The following is a 20,490-nucleotide window of genomic DNA, read 5'->3' as shown; positions in this document are numbered from 1 at the left end:
AGAATGAAACTCGGTCAGGTCATTTTATTCAGTTCAAATGCACATCTTACATCATCTTTTTTAAGTGATGTATTTGACTTAGAAATAGAAAATGCATCTGACTCTATTGTTCTCTATAACGATCAAATACGCTTTCTCGTCATTGAAAGGCCAAAGCTTGCTCAAGTTGGAAATAATATTGTCTTTGATTTTATCGTTAGCACTCAAGATGAATTAATCGAGCTGCAAAAGAAGGTGGAGTTTGTAAATTACCGTCTTGAAAGCTCAGGTGAAGATCTAAATATATTATCGAGTGAGCGCTCACCAGAAATTCTTGTCCATGAAGGAATCCAGTTTTTCTTTCTTACGGACCCTGACAATCGCAGATGGAAAGTCACTCTTATTGAATCCTAATTAACCTTTATTATCCAAATTTAATTTTATTTAAGTCACAAAGATGACACCTTTGTGTAAGCACATTGGCCCTAATGTGGTTCATTTTGACAGCATATCTTTGTATGTAGTGGATATCTTAAAATGAACAATTGGCACGGTTCGTGCTTATATATAAGCATGTCACCGGCAGGATGCTAGTGATAGTCGAATGACCGACACAAAGACTCAAGGATGAGTATGCGCTTTTTAATACTTGCTCTGGCCGCGAGTTTCGCGGCCAATCTTTCGGCCAATTATATTGTTAAATATAAAGATGGCTCAAGCGAAACATCAATCGCAAATCCTGCAACAAGCTTTGCAAGCTTTTCTATTTCAGGCGATATTGAATATGTGGAAGAGGATAGGAGACTATTTGCTCACTACGGTGAGTATAATGATACCTATTATTCTAACCAATGGTACTTCAATAATTATCTTTCAAATTCATTCTATCATGCTCGTGAATATGCATTGGCCGACGGTGGACCAAATATAACAGTGGCCATTATTGATACTGGTATCACATCACATTTTGAACTTAACCAAAATGTTGTGGCAGGCTATGACATGATCTCCGATGGTGCCAATTCTCGCGACGGTGGAGGCCGTGATAGTGATCCAAGTGATGAAGGGGACTTCGGTGATAATTCTGGCACTTGTAGTGCAGGCTCAAGTTCTTCAACATGGCATGGGACTCATATCGCTGGAATCGTTGCCGCTCGCTCTGATAATAACTACGGTATTGTTGGTGCCGCAAAAGGAATCAATCTTCTTCCGGTAAGAGTTTTAGGTGCATGTGGTGGGTTAACATCTGATATTGCAGATGCTGTACGCTGGGCCGCTGGTGGAAGTGTGAGAGGAGCTGGCCAAAATCCAAACCCTGCAAAAGTTATTAATATGTCTTTAGGGGCCCGCGGAAGTTGTAGTCGTTATATGCAAGAGTCGATTGACTTTGCTAAGTCTCAAGGTGCAGTAGTGGTTGTTGCAACAGGAAACTCAAATTCAGATGCAACATTTTATACCCCTGCAAATTGTCGAGGTGTTCTAAGAGTCGGTGCTGTTAATCAATCAAGAAGTCGTTCAACATATTCAAACTTTGGTAGCATTGTTGATATTGCTGCCCCTGGAGATGGGATTTTATCAACAGTAAATAGTGGTCAGACCACACCAAGTACTGAGTCATTTGCTAGTATGAATGGAACATCAATGGCCGCAGGTTTTATCTCTGCAACAGCTGCAATGATTTACCAAGCAAATCCAGGCCTATATCCAGATCAAGTTCGACAAATTATTACTCAAACAGCTGTTTCATATTATTGTGACAAAGAGAGTTGTTCTAAAGGTGCTGTGGATCCATATGAAGCTGTCTCCCTTGCTTATAACACAACTCCTAATGCTAACTTTAGTTATAAAGATCCGGTCCTTGTTGGTGGTACAGCTGCCTTAAATGATGGATTTTCTTCTGGTAACAAAAGTGGCGGAGCATGTGGGACTATTGAAGATGTAAGTGGTGGCCAAGGCGGAAATGGAACACTTATTGGCCTTTTCTTTATCATGGCCGTTGTTATTTTTCATCGATACAAGTTTACTAAGCAGCTCTAAGATGTCTTGCCGGTGCCTCTGAGGTAAGTAGTGAGCAGTCAACTTCAATTTTATCATTAACTATCTTGCAGCTATTAACTCGGTAGATATCATTATCGTTTGAACCTGTACCTATCTTTATAATCGCATTACGAGGGATTTCTTCTTTTGAGATTAATTTCAAATGCCCAAAGCCTTTTTCAACGATCTTAAAACCTCGTACTATGTCGGTGACTTCAAATACCTCAATCAATTCATGGCCTAGAGTGCTGTCGTCGTTAATGATCTTATTTATCTGATTAATAATAACGTCAAAACCCTGTTGTTTTAACAGAAAGAGGTCGATTCCTTTTCTTGCTGCCTCTTCAATTACCTGGCTATCATTCTCATTCGTTAAGAGGATAAAGCTAATATTCTTATCCAGAATTGAAATCTCATCATATAATTCAATACCATCCATTTGAGGCATCATGTAATCACAGATGATATAGAGTTTATCATCACCAAGTAATGCTAGAGTTTTAATATCCTCAATGGCCTTGAATGGGTTAGTATGATACTTGATATGAAAGCTAAATGTGTTTTGCAGGCTAGTGGCAAGGAGCTTGGCGGTTTCGTAGCAGTCGTCAATAACCATGATGTGCTTTTTCATACACTCAGTATAATTGAGTCATGAGTCAAATTTAGGATAAGTAGTCTAAATTTTAATTAAATTTCTTTAAACAGGCTTTTGTATTAGTTAGTTAGAAATGAAATCTCTGCACTATGCAGAGATTTCTTGAATCTTGTAACCCTCACCATAAACACTGCGAATAATATAATTAGAATCCTTAATCTTTTTTCTGATGGAACTAATATACGTGTCAATCATGCGGTCATTCACTTTATGATTGTCTGGTGCAATATGGTTTAGGATTTTTTCTCTTGCGAGAACATTTTGTTCATTCTTAAGTAGAAGATGAATGATCTTAAATTCAGAAGACGTAAAATGAATGCGATGGCCTTTGATCTTAACTTCTTGAGAAGGTACATTTAGAGCGATGTCACGATAGTTTATAACTTCCATGGCATTTTCATTATTGACCGACTTTAGTGTCGTATTAATAATACTCTTAACTTCAGAAGGCTCAAACGGCTTGCTGATGAAGTTTATACCTCCTAATTGATATCCAGTAACTCTTGTGTTGACATTATTCTTTGAAGAAATAAAGACAATTGGAACATCTTTTAATTCCTCATTCATTTTCAATTGTGAGCAAATCTCAAATCCTGATTCATTTTGTAATAAGATATCCAAGAGTATTAAGTCTGGTTTTTCTTGCCAAGCAATTGCTATGGCCTCATCCTGATTGCTGGCATCAATAATATTATAATTACTTTCCAGCAATGCACGCAGTAGGTCTCGAATTTCTTGATCATCATCTATGATTAATATTTTTTTCATGAATAGCTCCTTTATATTCATGAATATAATGTATAAATTTATCAAGAAATCTTCAGCTTAATTTTAGTAAACAAAACTAAACTCTTGTTTTTAATTCTTCATCTTTACTGAACGCAGAAATATTGTCGTAAATTAATTGGGCCATATTTAAGCGCGCCTCGTCGTTGGCGGAGCCAATATGGGGGAGGATGAACACATTGTCTAACTTACGCAAAGGAGAGTCTGCTTTTAATGGCTCGTTACACACAACATCAAGACCGGCCTTTGCTTCTTTGTGCTTTTCAAAGAATGAGAAGAGCTCTTCTTCATCGATGATCTCTCCACGTGCTGTATTTATGAGAATAATGTTATTTTTAAAAAGAGCGAATATCTCTTTATCAATTAGCTTATGGGTTTCTTCATTATATGGACAATGAATTGAGATGATATCGCATTCTTGTGCCAATTCTTCTAAACTTAAATATTTAGCATCGCAGCTGGACTCAATTTCATCTTTACGATTTGGGCCAGTGTAGTAAATTTCTTGATCAAAGGCGCCCTTACACATTTTTGCCAATTGAGTTCCTATTCTTCCTGCACCAATGATTCCATGTTTCTTCTTAAATAGAGAATTTCCAATAAACCCTGAAGGCTCCCATGTTTCCCATTCGTTATTAAGAACATTCTTTCTTGCAGCTTCTAAATTTCTTGCAACGGCCAGCATAAGTACCATTGCTAATTCGGCCGTTGCTTCAGTTAAAACATTTGGCGTATTACAAATAATGATTTCTTTAGAGTGAGCATATTTAATATCAATATTATTAAAGCCAACAGCATATTGAGTGATGAGTTTTAACTTAGGTAGCTGGGCCAAAATATAGGCATCGATTGTATTGCTAAGCATTGAAATTATCACTTCAGAGTCATTAGCATTTTCTATCATTTTCTCACTTGTGAGAGGGCCATTTTCTTTGCGATTCCAAACTGTAAGTTTATGACCATCTTTCTTAAGCCTCTCATAAAGGGGACCTTGGATTATATCTGTGGCGAAAATATTAAATTTTTTCATTTGTATACCTTTGTTTGTGCACCGTTTAAACGTTGTGTTGTCAGATCTTTTGCTAAAGCAGCTTTACATCATAGAATATACTTTTAAAATATAGATTAGACTATATTTATGCAAAAATACTCAATGGAGGAGATTTTGAAATACTTATCAAAGATAATGGCAGCGGCCATTGTAACATCTCAAATTTCAGCAGCAACAATCGCTATTATTGACTCAGGTACAGATATGCAACACGAAGTGATTGCTCCAAAGGCCTGGATTAATCAATTAGAAATTCCTGGTAACCAAAGAGACGAAGATCGTAATGGATACCAAGATGATGTTTATGGTTGGAACTTTGCTGAATCTAATAATCAGGTAATTGATTACAAATATCTTGGAACGTTAAATGACGATATGGTTAAGTTCTTCGAGTTACAAGAAAAGTCGATGCGTGGGACAATTACTCCTGAAGAATTAGACTGGATGAGGTCAATCATTAAAAATGAAGACTTTATTAAGCGTATGACTGTTTACGGTAACTTTATGCACGGAACTCACGTAGCGGGAATTAGTGCTACAAAGTCTGATGATGCAAAAATCTTAGCTGTAAAACTTATTCCAACAGAAGTAAAACTTCCAGGACAAGAAATTGCTTCACTTAACCAAGATAAGGGAATTATTGATTTTCTTGTAAAAAGAGCAATCGATGCTCTTGCTAAAGCTCAGACTGGTACTTTCAATGAAATTGCTTACTATGTATCTGATCACGGAGCTAAGGTTGCTAACGGATCATTTGGTACGGGATTCCCACAAGCAAAAATGATTGTTGAAACTGTTATGAAAACTGTTTCTAAAAAAGAACCAAATCCTGAGACAGTAGAGCATTATGCTAAATACTTTGTTAATGCTTTAGTTGATAATTCACAATCAATGCTAAAAGCAGCACCAAATACTTTATTTGTTTTTGCTGCCGGTAATGATGGACTTAACAATGATGAGTACCCAACATCACCAACTAATATTCAAGGTGATAATGAATTATCAGTAGCGGCAACTATTGATTATTCATCACTTGCATCTTTTTCTAATTATGGTGAGAAGATGGTTGATGTAGCAGCTCCAGGCGTTGGTATTCTTTCAAGTGCTCCAGGTAATAAGTATATTAAAGTTTCTGGAACTTCACAGGCCGCTCCTTATGTAGCTGGTGTTGCTGGAAAGATTCTTGATATCAATCCAAGTTTAAAGCCTGTTGATGTTAAAAAGATCATTATGGAAACAGTTGATACGAAGTCATTTCTAGCTGGTAAAGTTAAGACTGGTGGTGTTGTAAATTCTGAACGTGCACAGCGTGCAGCAATACTTTCTTTAGATATTTCTCTATCAAAGGCCATTGCTTCAGCTAAGGAAGATGTAGCTGATATGGAAGTAGAAGTAAGAGAGAAGTCTCGTCGTGCTCCGATCTATATAAAAGGATCTGTTTTACCACTTCCTTCAAATTTCGTTTTAAAATAACAAATAAAAAAGGCCGCATAAGCGGCCTTTTCTTATAGAGTATCTTTTAATTCTTTTATTGTTCCTCTCTTGGCCGTTCCAAATTCTGGCTCCTTTAATGAGCGCTTAATTTCTTTCTTTTTTAGACCTTTCATAAATAGCACTAAACTAAGCTGTTTTGGACGATTCTTATCTTCTTCTTGATTGATAAACGTTTGCACAAGATCAAAACCATACATTGCAGGTCGCCCCATGACAATATTTACATCCCAATCAATACCTTCTTTATCCTCATGTGGATTTGATTCATATGAGTATTGAATTAGTTCAGTACATACAAATCGAGAATATGAATTTCCATTAAATGAATAATCATATTTCTTACCAATGCTTGAAAATGTTCTCTCAAGTGCTAGGGCCTTATCCTTCTTTTTTAAATTTGGCCTTAAGATAACTAGGTTATCCCATGCCATCGAAGGACCTAATTCCATAAAGACAACCCCAGGCTTTAGGCCTTCAAGTGTTACATATGGATTACCGTCTTCTTCACTTTTCTTATATTCCTTCATTGAGTCAGGAAATTTCGCATGTAAGTAACTAAGATAATTTTTGCAATTAAGTCCTTGGTCGATACACTTTTGTGCATATAATTCGTTGGTTTCTTCATCCGCATTAAAGTAATTTGAAAACTTCGAGTATTCACCGATGTAAATTAGGCCGTGGGTCCAATTTCCTTTAAATACTAAATTTGATAGTTTCCCATATCGTTGAATCGCTCCGATATCACCTGGTTGAAATTCTCTGTCAGATACCTTTTGAAGCTCTTCTTCTTTTATTGCATGCTTCATCGGTAGGGCAACGTAGCTTAAACTTTTTAAAATAAACTCTTTAATACCGTAGAATATTGTATATCTTCCAGCATTCCATTCAGTTTCTTTCTTTAATGTTTTAAAGGCCTTGATTTCACCTTGAAATTCTTCAATCCCGTCAAATATCTTTTCAACAATTTCTTTATCTTTCGTATTCTTTGCAAGTGAGTTTATTTCATCTTTCAACTCATTAAAGTCAAATATTGTAGGATTTCTAAGATTTCTTAGTTCATATTTATCAAAGCCTGTATGTGAATGGCGGTCATTACGTCTTTGTTTGTAATAACGAGAGTTATACTGCATTTGTTTTTTTACTGACTTAAAGAGTTTTTCAAATGCTTTTGAATCATAATTTATATCTTCAAAGTCATCAGATAGTGCAGCAATAAAGTTATCTCCACTCATCATCAAATAATTCATTAAATTAATTGCAGTATTATATTTTTGAATCTTATAATCAATGGCCTTTAGCGCCTTAAGGTAATTCTTCTTTTTTACGTACTTTCTAATTTGTTCAATCTCATGATCTCTAGAAGTCAACGTTCTTTCTAGCTCACGATATTCTTCAACAATTTTGACTCTCTCATGGTACTTCAATACGTAGCGTGGAGTGAATGTTGTTCTATATGAAATCTCTTCAGTATCTGTTGTAAAAGACTTTAATTCGCTCTCTAGCATATTCTTATAAGTGTCACTTGCTAGAGTGAAAGTATTAACTAGGATAAGTAGTATTGGCCCAACAATATATCGATTTTGCTTTGATGATTTCATAGAGTCATTTATAGCAAAAAAAGAAAATTGTAGGCCTAAGTTTGTAAAGCTTACATATTAGGTTTAGATTTTAAACAATTGAATTCTGTCGATATTTTCCATGAATCCAGTTACTTAGGTCGCTTTTATAGTTCTTTGAAAATCTGCGATCACTTAGTCCTCCTGGTAGAACTGTATAGACATCGTGATTGCGATGATCGGTTACCATTTTCCATGAAGGGACAAATGACGTTGTTCTTCCATGAGCTTCATAGACAGCACCCTGAGTAATTGTCGATCGATTTCCTGGGATTTCAATATTATCAACATCAAAGCCTAGAAAAGACGGTAGTTTTCCGTCAAAGAGAATATGCTTCATTTTGTAGCGATTGATATCTCCCCAGCGGGTATCAGCTTGCCTTTGCTCACATTCTTTAAGGGCCTTAGCAATATATGTATCCTTGTCTGCTGTATCCTTAAACCAAATATGGTCAATATCATTTGTCAGAAAAATACGATCAAATAAACCATAGAAGTCTGCAATAATTGATGTCTCATCCATACAATATGTCGTTACTTGCTTTCCAAGTAAGTGATCACTAAAGAACGTTTTTAGAAGTGTTTTATAAAACGATTCAAAAATAGGCGCAATTTTATTATCTACATCATAATTACGGTTCCAGTTAATTAATTTTCTTCCAAGATCTGATTCCTCAAATACACTCTTAAAAACATTAATATAAAGGTCGGCCTGTCTTGAAAAAGTATCACCTTGCATCTGTTTAAAAAGATCTGTTGAATGCTTTTGATTTTCTACTAAAAGCTCAGTTACCCTATCTTTACGATATGAGGCCATTGGTGCATTTATAGCAGTAGGGAAGTGTTCATCTTGAATCCTATTATTGGCCGTTGCAATAATTTTTTCATTAGGGTTTTTAAAATGATAAAGCTGATGACCCTCGTAATAGCCTTGCCAAATATTTTGTTTAAAATATCCTTCAATTGGATACAGTCCTGAAAAGTTTCTCTTAGGTAGGACTCCTGATTGATGGTAGCCAATATTTCCTTCAGAATCTGATAGAAGCCAGTTACAACTTATTGCTATATCTGAAACGCACTTAAATAAATCATCAACATTTTTTGCATGAAAGATATCCAGAACTGCCTTAAGAGTTTTTGCGCCACCTCTTTTTCGACATGACCATGCCATTGATAAATAGTGGCCATCTTTGATATTTTTTATTTCACTGTCTGCCTCTAGAAAACCAGCATGTGTTTCTTTAATATAAATTTCGACATCTTTTTTATTCTTTCTTTTAATAATATCTCTTCGAACTTTAAAATCAAAAAAGTTCGTTTCAAAGCGATACTTTCCATCGCGTACTTCTTCGATAAAATGATCCACCATATCCATGAAACCATAAGTAAAAGAAAAAGCAGTATCATCACTTCTTCCCATAACAAACCCTGGGACACCAGGCATAGTAATACCAAAGAAATTTCCAACATTTTGGATATTTGCTTTCATTTCATACCAAATGGCCGGTAGGCGATTGCATTCTAAATGAGGATCACATGCATGTATTGCGTGGCCCATTTTATTTGATACCCAATTATTAGAAGCTTGAATTTTAGGGATAAATTTTAAAAACTCATAACTTTCAGGAATTAGTGGATTATATATTTTTACTTTTTGTAAAAGATTGATCTCACTATCACTAATAGTATCAAGAGCGCCCTTAGCAAGGGACTTTACTCTTTCTATTTTAATATCTTGTGTTTGCTTATCTTGGTGATTTGTATTTTGAAGAAGCTGTATAATAAGCTTTTCAAGATCTTGTTGACCTTGGGCCAGGCCGAGGAAGCTCATGGCCTTGATTGTTAGTATTGTGTCACTAATTTGCCAAGTTTGAGGCGTGTGTGAGAGAAGCTTAAACTCAAATGGTAGGCCCTCGCTCATGGCCTTGTTTACTCCATTAACATAATAGCTGAGTAGATTAGACGTTTTCTCATCAAGATTGTCTATCTCTTGTCTCGCAAAATAGTCTATTCCTAATTCACGCATATATTTATCAATAGCAAATGTTTCCTCTGTATCTTTTAAACACTCACATAGGCGACCTTGTGCAATTAGTCTAAGCATTTCCATTTGCATGAAGCGATCTTTTCCATGATAGTAGCCTTGGGCGTGAAGAAAGCTTTTGACGTCTTTTGTCGATATCTGTCTAGTTACATTCTCTAAAATGTTTGTCTTGAAGTCTAAATTAGGTTTTTCCATATATTTATAATGACACGATTAGCGTTTCCTAAAAAGCAATATTTTGAGATATAATATTACAAATTACATTCAAGGATTTTTTATATGACTAATATTGATCATTCAAAGATACCAGATCTTGAACATCGCAATTTTAGAAATGATGATTTCTGGCAAAAGATTCCTGCATGGGCAGGCGTTACAAGAGGAGAGTTTTCTGACCACTTATGGCAGCTGAAAAACTCAATTCGTAAAATTGACCAAGTCAAAAAAGTACTAGGTGATAAAATCTCAAAAGAGTTTTTTGAAGACCTACAAAAAGGCCAACAAATAACTCCAATGAATATCAGAATCACTCCTTACGTTTTTGCACTTATTAATTGGGACGATCCTGAGAATTGTCCTCTAAGAAAACAATTCTTACCAATCGGCTCTCAGTTCTTAGAAGATCACCCTATGCATATGGCAGACTCTCTTAGTGAAGATGTTGACTCGCCAGTGCCGATGCTGACACATCGTTACCCTGATAAGGTACTCTTTCTTCCGCTAACGATTTGTCCAGTATATTGTTCTTACTGTACACGATCACGTGTTATTGGTGGCTCTACAGAGTCTGTTGAAAAAGAGTCTTATGGAGCAAATCAAAAGCATTGGGATAATGTATTTGCATATCTTGCTCAACATCCAAAAGTTGAAGACGTTGTTATCTCCGGTGGTGATGCTTTCATGCTCAACCCAAAACAAATCCAATACATTGGTGAGAATTTATTAAAGATACCTCACATTAGACGTATTCGTTATGCTACTAAGGGAATTGCAATTTTCCCTCAAAAGATTCTTACAGATGATAAGTGGATGGAAGCATTAGTTAAGGTTCATAAGCTTGCTATTGGCTTTGGAAAACAAATGGTAATTCATACGCACTTCTCTTCACCGCTTGAAATTACGAAGTGGTCTCAAATGGCCATGGACCGTCTCTTCAGTGAAGGAATCTTAGTTCGTAACCAAGCAGTTCTTCAAGAAGGTGTAAATAACCATGTTGATGAGATGGTACTTCTAACTCGTAAACTTGGTTATATGAATATTCAACCATACTATGTTTATATGCACGATATGGTGCCAGGATGTGAACACTTCAGAACAACTCTTGGCGAAGGTGAAGAACTGGAAAAAGCAGTTCGTGGTACAACAGCTGGATTTAATACTCCAACTTTTGTCTGTGACCTACCTGGTGGTGGTGGAAAGCGTCACGTTGCTTCTTATGAATACTACGATCAAGAAAATGGTATCTCTGTTTGGCGTGCACCATACGTTAAACCAGATAAAGTTTTCACTTATTTTGATCCAATTCATAAATTGGCCCCTGATGCACAAGATCGCTGGAAAGATGCAGCAACTCGTAAGGCCATGATTGATGAGGCCATCAAAAAAGTTTAATACCTTTCTAAGTTGTTGATTATATGCTTATGTGTGTCATTAAGTTGGCACACATAAGCTATTAAAATCTCGAAAATCTTACCTGATTTCAATATCCTACAATACACTTGAGTAATGAACTCATTCTTCCGATAAAATAAGTATATGAAATAATGATGCCTCTTAATAAAAATTAATGAGAGGCCACTAGAGGAAACTTATGCTTCGCTCAAAATTCAATAATATTTTCACTATACTTCTTAGCCTCATTCTTGTTTCACAAGTCAGTGTCTATGGGAATAATTTTAAATCAATTCAAAAAAGTGAAATCCCTAAGATTAAACAATTACTAGGTTCATCAAAGAAGCTAGATAAAAAAGCAGTTATTGAATATATTAAGCAAGGACTGCCTGAATCAAGTACTGAATTTCAAAATCTTATTTATTCTAAATTAGAAAAAGAACCTGAGAACAAAAGAGCACACAAACTTTCTGAGTATATGTATTCTGAAAAGAAGTATCTTAATGCTGGGGATGCTTGTTACTCGGCGACTAATCAATGTAGTGGTAAATTGGTATGCGATTTCCCAATTAAGTTAGATGTGAAAGATCAGTCGCAGCGTCCTTATGAAAAGTGCCTTGTTCCTAAGAATAAGAATCAACACTGTTCTATTTTTTCAGATTATTGTCTAGAGGGCTCATGCAAGAGAATGATAAGGGTTACTGATATCAATACTTGCCAAACTTATAAAGAAAGCTGTCGTCGTGACTCTGAATGCTGCTCTAATAGTTGTGATAAAGAAACAAAAACGTGTAAAGCAAATTATAAATGCTCTTCATGTATTGGTATTGGAAGTCGACCAGGAAAGAATCAAGAATGTTGTGAGTCTTTATTTAAAAACTCAAACGGAGTTTGTGCTCCAATTATTCCGTCTTTTTCAGCAATTCCTGCTTTCTTAATGGAGTTATTAATTCCAAGTGTACAAGCTGCTGAAGTTGAAAGGAGTGAACAATTAAAAACATCAGTTGTCAGCGCAAAAGCAAATATGAAAAAGCTATTAACTGACAATGGTGTTAACAATTCGAAAATTAATACTTATATGAATCAATTAGAGTCACAAATTAGTAATTGTGATTCTAAGCCAGTTAAAATAAGAGATCGCGATAGTGGTTTTTCTTATGAATACCCAAGACAGGAATGTTTTAAAGAATTATCAGATAAAATTACAATTGAGGCCAATCACCAAAGTGCAGTTGCTCGCAAAAAGGCTGAGGCAACTAAGATCTTAGATGATTTTAGAAACCAAACTAAGACTAATCCAAAACACCCTCAACATAGTGAGAGTGCCTTTGAATCGTTTCAAGCACCTTATATAAGTGCTTTAAATAGCTGTATTGATAAGAATACGCAACTTGGAGACCCTAATACCTCGAGAAGAAAATCTAGGATTGATAATTGTGTAAATAATATTAAAGTTAATATTAATGATGGTGTTATTGAAGCTGATTATATCTCAATGTTAAGAGGTGGTGATTCAACAGACCCTGACTATAAATTATATTCAGGTATGGATGACAGCTCTCCTTTATTTAAAGATATATCAATCTCAGATATGAAGTCATGTCGTGTAAATCTCTTCGGTGATTTTCTATCAAAGCAGTCAGATAGTTATTTTGAAATGATGATGATGATGTTTGCTATGGATTATACAACTGGTGGTAAAGATGAAGGAGATTTCTTTCATATTAAATCCCAGTATAATACTGCTGAAGCTGCTAGAGGAAACTTAACTGGTACCAGTAACATCGAATATAATTGGAATGTTCAAGTAAACTCAATGCGAGGCTATAATCTTGATCTTTTTGATCCATCGATGGTTGGTAAAGGAAAACCTCTTTGGGATGAATTTGATCAAAGCGTGGGTGAGGCAGCTTTAAAAGAAATTCAAAACTATCTAAATAATCTTCCTGATAAAGAAGAAAAGATCTTTCTTCATTTATTCTATAATGGAAAGATTACTGCTGATGCTCAAAATAACATTATTAATTATTATATGAGAAAAGATCCTAAATATCTTGCTGGTTTTGATGGTAATAACCCTAAGGATAGAAATGGACGTTATAATATTAGAGATGTTGTTAGGTTTGAGGCCGTAAAATATAAGCATTCGCTATATAAACTTTATTCCACGCTAAAGAAAAGATCTCTTGAAATGATGTGTCGCTGTGTTGATACAGTCGGCCCAATGAGTCCTACGGATTGGTTACAACCTGATGTTGAGGCCAATTACATTGCTAATTGTAATGGGCTTGGGATGTATGATTCATATGTCATTAATAGTGAAAAAACGGTGTGTGATGAAAATGAAGAAAATTGTAACCAAGTAGGTTCTAAAGATTATCTTGATACAGTTCACAAAAAAGAAGTCGAGTCCGTGGAAGAGGCCGGTGGTAGCGAGAGTATTGTTGAAAACTCTGTTGGGACAAAAATTGTTAAAAATGAAGGCTATAATGTTGCCAAAAGAGAAAATGATTATTTTGTACAAACTCTTGATAAAGTAACGGCATGTATTGGAAGTGGTGAGTGTGATAAGACTTCTCGCTATGATGAATTTGTCTCACAAGGAAAAGTTTCTTTTGAAGCCGTAAGAAAAGAGACCGCCAAAGGGCACGGTGAGGATTTCACATTATTCTTAAGAGATATGGCCCTTATGAAAATTAAGGCCATCGAAGATGCAAGTCTACAAAATCTATCACATGGTACAGCTCTCTTTGAATATACTGTGCAATGGTTAAAAGAATATAATTGGAACTACATTAAATATAATGGTCAAAAATATACTTTATCGCGAAAATGTCTTTATCCTGTTTGTTGGATTATGCAACTTATGAAGTTTTTAGGTCTTCATAAGAATTCATTATTTAATCGCATCGTAAATGTCTCCATGACAGGGGTGATGGGAATCTTAAGTGATGCTGACATGGACCTTGATCCTGAACGAGGGCCGGAGAATATTTGCGGGCCACGAACAAAGAGTAGCTGGAAAATTGCTAGAGTCACTGTTGGGAAAAAGTACAAAATTAAATGTATGAAATTCTTGTCGCGAAAAAATGATGTCTGTAATCAGGAGATTGCCGTAGGTGTTTGCTCCAGAAATACATACGTCAAACGAGAAGGTGGAGTCGCACTTAGGATAATTGATCCTTTCTTACCTGATATGAGTTCAAATTATAATACGAGCTATCGCTCTTCAAGTCCGATACGTTTTAATGCTCAAAAAGAGAAGACATTAAATTATTTTCCGCTTGATGATAAAGTCACAAATTACTATCGCGATCATGCAAAGGGATATTTCTTATCAACTTTAATATCTGAAGATAATGGCTTTGAGAGTGAAAATACGGATCGTAAGCGTATGGCACAGGAATTTGCTCAATATGCTTATCGTTATCACTTCTATGCTCCTAAGGTAACAAAGCTTGATTATTATATCACTCCAGGACTCATTCCGTATTTTGAGCTTCTTATAGCTAAGATGAATAATTACATGGGACAAACTCTTGCTAACCTCTCGTCCACAGCTGCGTACGCACTTAAAATGCATAATTATTGGTATACTGTTAAAGAAGGTCTTACTGATAATACAAAACTTGATAGAAAGCAAACTCAGCAGCCATGGGACCAGATACAGCTTAATAATGGATTTGGTGAGTTTACCAATTGGCTTTCAGGTTTTAGTACCGCTACAAATAATTTTAAAGATGCTATGACTAATAAGAAGGGGGCCAACTCTTCTATTCGTGGCCGTCTTGAAGCTGGTAAGGGCTCAAGCAATAAGGCCATTTCAGATCTAAGTAGAGGAGTTTCAAGACAGATCTCTAATAACGATCGTCGTCGTAAGGATCTAGGTTTAATGAGGGATGCCCTAAAGAAGCGAGGGAAATCTTCTGAATTTGATAATTTACAAAAATTAGCAGATGAAAGACGTTCCGAGCATGATGGTGTTTTATCTTCTCTTTCTGATTCATTTAGAGATGGAACATTTGGTAGCGGTAGCAGTCAGCGCTCTAGAGGATCACGCTTAGGAATGCAAGGTGAAGATACATCGTCAAGTGGCGAACAAGAAGGATATTCTCAAGAAGCAATAAATCCGGATGCTTTAAAGAATGGTAAGTCTCGTAAGGGTGGTGTTGGCACTTCTTCTAATACTAAAGTGGGTTCAAATGCACTAAACGAGGATAGCTTAATAGACTTTAGTAACTTAGAAGATACTGAAGGCCTTTTTGAAATGGATGATGACGCTGTTGTTACGATTGGTAACTCTAAAATGACGGCAGGACAATTAAAAGATCATCTTAGAAATCTAAAAGAAAAAGATAGTCGCAGGGCACAGCTTTCTAAGCAAGATAAAGAGTGGGAAAGAGATGGTGTCTCTTTATTCCAAATCATCTCGCAACGCTATCAATTATATGTTTTTCCAAAGGTATTAGAATAAAAACAGGGTGCCATGCACCTTTTGTTTCGCATATGCGTAACAAAAGGTGCATGGCACCTAGTTATGATCCTGCAATCATTAAATTACTAAATAGAATTTTAGGAGTGAAAAGTGAGTGATCACTTGATGCTTCAACTTTATCACTTATAAGATCAATTTCACTTAGCATCTTAAAGAAGTTTCCACTTACAGTTACATCCTTGAAGTAAGTTTCAATCTCGCCATTATTCCAAATACGTCCACTAACTCCCAGTGAAAACTCACCAGATATTGGCTTGATACCACTGTGAAGCCCTTGTGCCGTTAGAATTTCCACATATCGACGTGAGTTGAACTCATCTTGTGTATTTTTTCCTGCTTCAATTAGAAAATTTGATGTCGTCGCACTAAGTGGACTCTTTGCTCCACGAGTTGCACAGAAGTTATTTTCTAGTCCAAGCTCTCTTGCTGTAGCGCTATTGTGAAGAAATTGAACAAGTTTTCCATTTTCTAGTAGGGTATTGGTCTGTTTCTTCTTTCCTTCACCATCAAATGGACAAACACTATGGCCTGCCTTAAAGAATGGATCATCTTTGAAAGTTAGTCTTGAATCAGCTACCATTTCTCCTAGTTTCTCACGCCATGGATTTGATTTATCAATGGCCGCCTTCGCACTAAAAAGTAGCATGAAACTTGAAATGATATTATCAAAGAGATCAACTTCAAATGTAACATCATAATCACCAGTTTTAATTTGGGATGCATCGATGAAGTTATTGGCCACTTCAAGAGATCCGTTAATTACTTTATCGTAATCTAGTTCTCTAAAGTCTCTTTTTGAATCAAATAGGTAGTGCATAGCATTCTTATCACCCTTTTTTACAAGAGCAGATGTGTATGCAGTATATGATTTTGACTGATGTGTACAAAGAACACCTTTTGAGTTTCCAATGGCAAAGTTTGAAATACCTTCGGCCATTCCATTATAAGGAGCAGATTCACAATTGCTATCACGCTTTCTAACTTCTTCTTCTAAAAAAAGTGCTTTTTCAATCATCTCATTAGCATCAGGTGAATACTCAATATTTGCCACAGGGTTGATATCATCAACTTGTGTACCTTCTTCAATTAATTGGTATTCATCAACTTTTGAGAATTTCGAATTTTGCGCTGCATTTTCAAGAATAGTCTTAATTGCATCATCACCTAGGTCTTCAGTAAAGCTTAGACCTACCTTTTGATCCTTAATAACACGTACACCAAGGGCACCTGTATTGGCCTTCTTATACTCACTTAATTCACCACTGTCTGCTTTTAGTGAAAAAGACTCAGAGCCTGAGATGATAACGTCAACGTCATTTAATCCCATGTCTTTTGCCATATTAAGGGTTTTATTAATTATTTCTTTTTGTGTTTGTTGTTTTGTCTTCGTGCTCATTACTTACCTCCACCAACTAGGATCTCGTCAACTTTAAGTGCTGGCTGACCTACGGTCGTATTAACACCACCTGAAATTGAACCACATACACCAGCGGCAAAATCGAGGTTATCAGCAACCATGGAAACCTTTGTTAGGGTATCAGGTCCTGTTCCAATTAGAGTTGCTCCTTTTACAGCATCTCCAATCTTTCCATTCTTGATTTCATATCCTTCAATTACCGAAAAGTTAAACTCTCCAGTTCCTGGACTAACTGATCCTCCGCCCATTTGAGCACAGTAAATTCCGTGATCAATTGAAGAGATCATATCTTCAAACTTATCATTTCCGGCTTCAATATAAGTATTTCTCATACGTGAAGTTGGAGCATACTTATAAGACTCACGTCTTGCACTACCAGTTCTTGGGTGACCTGTTTTTTGAGCACCCATTCTATCGGCCATAAAGTTTGTCAGGATTCCATCTTTGATTAGTTGTGTTTTCTGAGTGGCCATACCTTCGTCGTCGATATTAATCGATCCCCAATAGTTTTGGTTTGTTCCATCATCAACAGCACTAACGACACTAGAAGCAATTTGCTCGCCTTTCTTATCCCAGAATACTGATGCTTTCTTGGCAACAGATGTTGTTTCTAATAGGTGGCCACAAGCTTCGTGAAAGATTACTCCACCAAATCCGTTATCAATTACAACTGGCATTTTTCCAGCTGGACATGGCTTGGCCTTAAGCTTTGTTAGAACTTCCTTTGCCATCTTTTCAGAAATATACTTTGGGTCTTGTCCAAGAATGAATTCCCAACCAAGCATTGCCCCTGGAGAGTATCCTGCGCTATCTTGAATCGTTCCATCACTTGCAATACAAGATGCTCTTAGGCGAATATAATTTCTCTCATCTGTAATGTGTAAACCTTCAGAGTTGAAAATTTCAATTTCTTGCATTCTCTGAGTTGTTCCAATTGGAACTTGCGTGATTTTATCAGTCTGCTTACGAGTCATTTCATCAATGGCCATAAGTAGAGGTATTTTCTGATCAAGAGAGATATTATTTTTTAGACCTGTTTGCACGAAGTGTGCTTGATTAATTTTTTCAAAATTAAAATTTGTCGCTGTTGTAATTGGATCTCTTAAGTCTTTTGCACTAAGAGAAGAAACAATATCTAAAAGATCTTCTTTCTTTTTTGAATTAGTATATCCATAGAGTACTTTCGTTCCATAGAAGAGTCGAATTCCGATACCAAAATTAATTCCATTTTCAATATTGTCGACTTTTGAGCTCTTAATTGAGATTGATTCAAAAGTTTGGCGATCAATAAAGATCTCTGCGAAGTCAGCACCACGCAACATGGCATAGTCAATAACTTCTTTTGCGATTTGATTATCTAACATAGTATATCCTCCAAAAGTGAGAATATTCTAACAAATGAACATGTTTAAAGGAAGGTAATTCATTCTAATGAGGCAATAGATTATCTTTATTACGCAGCTTCGTCTTGTTCTTTAAGCTTTTGCTGAATGCGTTTTACACTTGCTGAATGACGCTCTGAACGATCACTTGAGCGACGAGAGGTCAGAGATGAGATACGATCAATTAGCTCATCGTGGCGTGTTGTGATTTCATCAAATTGTTCTTTGTCGAGTCGGTATAATTCACAATATCCAAGAGCGCGAACATTAGCATTTCTCTTAGTGTCGTGTAGGAGAGCACTTTCAACAAAGATTTGACCTTCGTGAAGAGTTGCTACAACGTTTCCATCGCTTAGAATTATTTCAACACTACCATGGCCAATGATATACATCTCACTTCCTGTCTCACCGATATTGATAATAGTTTGTCCAGGTGTAGTGTTTTTGCTCAAGGGCACCAGCAACCTTTTTAAGGCAGCTTGAAGTTAAATTCTTAAAGAATGGCAGATTTCGAATAAACTTCATATTCATGTAAACTGAAAGCTCACTTTGAAGGGCCTGAGGTAATTCATTTTTAAGCGATGGCCTTTAGATGTGAACTTCATATTTTGTTCACGTTTCTTTTGAAAACGAAAAATCAGATCACCTACAAAAAGTCCTGAAATAATAAGATCACTCACTAATTGCCACTTTTGAATCTGGTTTGAAAAATGAACGAAAAAGGTGCCTCAATAGCAGTAAAGATTACAGCAACAAATATGATTGCGTTCCAGATAATCTCATTCTTTGTGAGGACCTTGTTATTAAACATTTAACCCGACTTATTGACTCAATATTGAGAAGTTTTATAACTTCATTAATTAACTGCGGCTAAATCCCTTAATTCTTTAGTATTTTTTATTGGGCCAGGAGAATTTTTGTAAATTTTTTGTCAAGCAATACGGTTGTTATTGACCGTATAGAGCTTTCAGGCATAATTATGTCGATATTATTATTTTTTAATGGAGTAAAATACAATGTTAAGAGTCGGACTCTTTATTCTCACTAATATCTTAGTTGTCGCAACAGTTGGAATCATCCTTAGTCTATTAGGGATTCCAATGCATATGAATCAAGGTGGATATAGCTTTGAAATGCTTATCATCTTCTGTTCTGTATGGGGATTTGCTGGATCATTTATTTCTTTGGCCATGTCAAAATTTATGGCAAAAAGAATGTATCCAATGACTGAAATTAGTGAAAACGATCCTAATTACGGATGGGTTGCTCAATCTGTATCAAATTACGCTAAATTAAGTGGAATTAAGAAGCCAGAAGTCTATATTTACAACTCAAATGAAGTTAATGCCTTTGCAACAGGGCCAAGTCGAAATAATTCCATGGTAGCAGTCTCTGCTGGACTTATTCATACCATGAGTCGTGATGAAGCAGAGGGTGTAATTGGACATGAAGTTGCCCATATTGCCAATGGTGACATGGTAACAATGGCACTTGTACAAGGTGTGGTAAACGCCTTTGTTATGATTTTATCTCGTTTAGCTGCTATGGCAATCTCAAATGCTATGCGTTCTGAAGACGATGAAGGACCTGGTCTTGGCTACTTTGCTCAAACAATGCTCGTTGTTGTTTTAGATATTGTCTTTGGACTACTGGCAATGCCAATAACAATGTGGTTTTCACGCTTTCGCGAATATAGGGCCGATGCAGGAAGTGCGCGCCTTGCTGGACGTGAGAAAATGATTGCTGCTCTTAGAAAGTTGCAACAAAGTACTAAAATGGTTGATAATAGCAACCCTAATATGAGTGCTTTTAAAATCTCTAGTGGCACAACAATGGCCGAGATTTTTAGTTCTCACCCTACATTAGAAAAGAGAATACACGCTCTTCAAAGCCGTTCTAACATTTAATAACACTATTTGTGCA

The 20,490-nt window shown here is 36.1% G+C and carries 14 protein-coding genes; 6 read left to right on the top strand and 8 right to left on the bottom strand.

Going from position 1 to position 20,490, the window contains the following annotated elements:
• The first annotated feature begins 3 nt into the window (after positions 1–3).
• Both ACN5L8_RS01635 and ACN5L8_RS01630 read left to right on the top strand, forming a co-directional pair.
• A complete protein-coding gene (locus ACN5L8_RS01635) occupies positions 4–393 on the top strand; it encodes a hypothetical protein (protein ID WP_115362764.1) in 390 nt (129 codons plus the stop codon).
• Positions 394–612: 219 nt separating this feature from the next.
• Positions 613–2,016 carry a S8 family peptidase gene (locus tag ACN5L8_RS01630; protein WP_419172120.1) on the top strand — a complete coding sequence of 468 codons (1,404 nt, stop codon included), beginning with the start codon at positions 613–615 and terminating at the stop codon, positions 2,014–2,016.
• Here the strand turns inward: ACN5L8_RS01630 and ACN5L8_RS01625 are convergent.
• The 3 genes from ACN5L8_RS01625 to ACN5L8_RS01615 form a co-directional block, all read right to left on the bottom strand.
• The gene (locus tag ACN5L8_RS01625) at positions 2,003–2,647 is read right to left on the bottom strand and encodes a response regulator transcription factor (RefSeq protein ID WP_419172119.1); all 645 of its coding nucleotides are present in this window, start codon (positions 2,645–2,647) and stop codon (positions 2,003–2,005) included. The two genes, ACN5L8_RS01630 and ACN5L8_RS01625, sit on opposite strands and share 14 nt — an antisense overlap.
• Before the next feature lie 111 nt (positions 2,648–2,758).
• Positions 2,759–3,439, bottom strand: coding sequence for a response regulator transcription factor (locus tag ACN5L8_RS01620; RefSeq protein WP_158536894.1), 681 nt, complete (start codon positions 3,437–3,439; stop codon positions 2,759–2,761).
• Positions 3,440–3,515: 76 nt separating this feature from the next.
• On the bottom strand, positions 3,516–4,487 hold the full coding sequence (locus ACN5L8_RS01615; protein WP_419172118.1) for a 2-hydroxyacid dehydrogenase: 972 nt from the start codon (positions 4,485–4,487) through the stop codon (positions 3,516–3,518).
• A gap of 135 nt (positions 4,488–4,622) precedes the next feature.
• On the opposite strand from ACN5L8_RS01615, the gene ACN5L8_RS01610 reads away from it, so the two are divergent.
• On the top strand, positions 4,623–5,981 hold the full coding sequence (locus ACN5L8_RS01610) for a S8 family serine peptidase (protein ID WP_419172117.1): 1,359 nt from the start codon (positions 4,623–4,625) through the stop codon (positions 5,979–5,981).
• Positions 5,982–6,013: 32 nt separating this feature from the next.
• On the opposite strand, the gene ACN5L8_RS01605 is transcribed toward ACN5L8_RS01610, so the two are convergent.
• Positions 6,014–7,600 (bottom strand): hypothetical protein, encoded by a 1,587-nt coding sequence (locus ACN5L8_RS01605; protein ID WP_419172116.1) that lies wholly within the window; start codon positions 7,598–7,600, stop codon positions 6,014–6,016.
• 70 nt (positions 7,601–7,670) lie between these two features.
• Positions 7,671–9,857, bottom strand: a complete 2,187-nt coding sequence (locus tag ACN5L8_RS01600) for a penicillin acylase family protein (protein ID WP_419172115.1) — start codon at positions 9,855–9,857, stop codon at positions 7,671–7,673.
• 84 nt (positions 9,858–9,941) lie between these two features.
• Here ACN5L8_RS01600 and ACN5L8_RS01595 point away from each other — a divergent pair, with 84 nt between their 5' ends.
• Both ACN5L8_RS01595 and ACN5L8_RS01590 read left to right on the top strand, forming a co-directional pair.
• Positions 9,942–11,273 (top strand): KamA family radical SAM protein, encoded by a 1,332-nt coding sequence (locus ACN5L8_RS01595; protein WP_115362748.1) that lies wholly within the window; start codon positions 9,942–9,944, stop codon positions 11,271–11,273.
• Positions 11,274–11,472: 199 nt separating this feature from the next.
• Positions 11,473–15,747, top strand: a complete 4,275-nt coding sequence (locus ACN5L8_RS01590; RefSeq protein WP_419172114.1) for a hypothetical protein — start codon at positions 11,473–11,475, stop codon at positions 15,745–15,747.
• Positions 15,748–15,808: 61 nt separating this feature from the next.
• Here ACN5L8_RS01590 and ACN5L8_RS01585 read toward each other — a convergent pair whose 3' ends face one another.
• From ACN5L8_RS01585 to ACN5L8_RS01575, 3 genes are all read right to left on the bottom strand, one after another.
• Positions 15,809–17,164, bottom strand: a complete 1,356-nt coding sequence (locus ACN5L8_RS01585) for a TldD/PmbA family protein (RefSeq protein WP_419172113.1) — start codon at positions 17,162–17,164, stop codon at positions 15,809–15,811.
• Positions 17,164–18,549 carry a TldD/PmbA family protein gene (locus tag ACN5L8_RS01580; RefSeq protein WP_115362742.1) on the bottom strand — a complete coding sequence of 462 codons (1,386 nt, stop codon included), beginning with the start codon at positions 18,547–18,549 and terminating at the stop codon, positions 17,164–17,166. Before ACN5L8_RS01580 ends, ACN5L8_RS01585 begins: the two co-directional genes overlap by 1 nt.
• Positions 18,550–18,638: 89 nt before the next feature.
• Positions 18,639–19,019, bottom strand: a complete 381-nt coding sequence (locus ACN5L8_RS01575) for a cyclic nucleotide-binding domain-containing protein (protein WP_419172112.1) — start codon at positions 19,017–19,019, stop codon at positions 18,639–18,641.
• Between the two features lie 564 nt (positions 19,020–19,583).
• On the opposite strand from ACN5L8_RS01575, the gene htpX reads away from it, so the two are divergent.
• Complete coding sequence (gene htpX / locus ACN5L8_RS01570; protein WP_334678533.1) at positions 19,584–20,474, top strand: protease HtpX; 891 nt, start codon at positions 19,584–19,586, stop codon at positions 20,472–20,474.
• Positions 20,475–20,490 lie beyond the last annotated feature (16 nt).

It is taken from the genome of Halobacteriovorax sp. (genome assembly GCF_048381875.1).
In the GTDB taxonomy this organism is placed as follows: Bacteria; Bdellovibrionota; Bacteriovoracia; order Bacteriovoracales; family Bacteriovoracaceae; genus Halobacteriovorax_A; species Halobacteriovorax_A vibrionivorans.
The sequence above is the reverse complement of the archived record's forward strand: the minus strand, read 5'-3'. Positions and strand labels throughout refer to the sequence as shown.